This is a genomic window from Vibrio sp. 1731 (assembly GCF_033339955.1).
Taxonomy (GTDB): domain Bacteria; phylum Pseudomonadota; class Gammaproteobacteria; order Enterobacterales; family Vibrionaceae; genus Vibrio; species Vibrio alginolyticus.
In genome coordinates this window covers 1-1,286 of the sequence record NZ_JAWOVO010000098.1, presented here as the reverse complement: position 1 = coordinate 1,286, position 1,286 = coordinate 1, and the positions used below count along the sequence as shown (strand labels likewise).

Sequence of the window (1,286 nt, the reverse complement as noted above, 5' to 3'; positions counted from 1 at the left end):
TTGCGCAAATTCATCAAAAGCGCCAAGCACCGAAAAACGAAGACGAGTTAAAGAAAGTCTTCACGGACAACGGTGTCGATGGCAACAAATTTGACGCGGCGTACAACAGCTTTGCGGTTAGTTCGATGCAAAAGCGTTTCGATAAGCAGTTCAAAGAGAGCACTCTGACCGGCGTTCCTGGCGTCGTTGTGAATAACAAGTACATCGTTATTCCTAATGAAGTCCGTAGCTATGCCGAGTACAGCGAATTGGTGAACTATCTGCTAACGCTATAAATTAAAAGAAATGAAAAATGGCGGCCAAGTGGTCGCCATTTTTTTGAATTCGTTATCTCAGTACGGTTGTACAAGCTTGAGTTGGTACGCTAGTCATGAATATCGCGTGCGGATAAAACAAGCTAGCAACGGTGATAGCGACATTGCACGGTTGTGCGATGGTGTTTTTCACCACATTGGTGAGAACAATGCCCGTGTTGTTTACTGTTTGAGTGGCAGCTTGTTGCGCTTGGTAAGAAACGCAGCCAGAAGTCGCATTGATAATTGCAGTACTAAACAGTAGTTTGCGGAAAAACATATTCATATCCTTTGTGAATGTTTACGGACATATATATGTAGGTTTGCGCTACTTTAAAACAAAACGGTGTTCAAAATGTATGTGTATTCACGAAATGAACAATGTTTTATATGGGTTGATTGGTTTTGTGATCTGAGTACTGGACAGACCAGATTATGCAATCAAAACCAATCCATGCATCAAAATGACGCCACAGGTGAGCTTATTCCTCATGCCTTGATAGCCTTTGGGATCAACTTCCAGTTCGACATTCCGTATCAGCTTTTCTGCATACCAAATGGCAGCGTATCCGGTTGCGAGCAACAATATTGCCGCGATGTAATGTGTATTCCCTTGTAACAAGGCACCCCACGCAAGCAAAACAAACAAATTACTGAGAACTAGGATATTACGGCTCAAGCGGTGGTAGTAATGGTCGATACCATTTCCCCAGAGCACTCCCGATAGAAAGCTCAAGATAACGGCGCTGTAGGCAATAAAAAATTGTTGGCCGCTTAGGTTAAACAAGGTGGTGTCAGACACGATAAGCAGCAAGCTGAACAGAAAAGGCACTAAGCCCAAGTACCCAAGGCGTAACATGGTTAAACGTGTCGTGACCATAACTGCACTCCTACAGTTGTTGCTCAATCATATTAGTAAGCGTAGTACTCGTCGGGGAGGTTGAGCTTGGAAATGTGGCGATGACTTTGCCTTCTTTACTGATGAGAAACTTG

General features: G+C 43.6%; 3 protein-coding genes and 1 pseudogene. 1 reads left to right on the top strand and 3 read right to left on the bottom strand.

The window, feature by feature from the left end; all coding sequences use genetic code 11:
* On the top strand, nt 1–275 hold a 275-nt coding region (locus R7035_RS25445; protein WP_318146347.1), incomplete at its 5' end, for a DsbA family protein.
* 52 nt (nt 276–327) lie between these two features.
* Here the strand turns inward: R7035_RS25445 and R7035_RS25440 are convergent.
* From R7035_RS25440 to R7035_RS25430, 3 genes and pseudogenes are all read right to left on the bottom strand, one after another.
* A complete protein-coding gene (locus tag R7035_RS25440; RefSeq protein WP_005463406.1) occupies nt 328–573 on the bottom strand; it encodes a hypothetical protein in 246 nt (81 codons plus the stop codon).
* A gap of 153 nt (nt 574–726) precedes the next feature.
* Nucleotides 727–1,173 (bottom strand): DUF3429 domain-containing protein, encoded by a 447-nt coding sequence (locus R7035_RS25435; RefSeq protein ID WP_318146346.1) that lies wholly within the window; start codon nt 1,171–1,173, stop codon nt 727–729.
* 10 nt (nt 1,174–1,183) lie between these two features.
* Nucleotides 1,184–1,286 (bottom strand): annotated as a pseudogene (locus R7035_RS25430) (glutathione peroxidase); the annotation flags it as partial.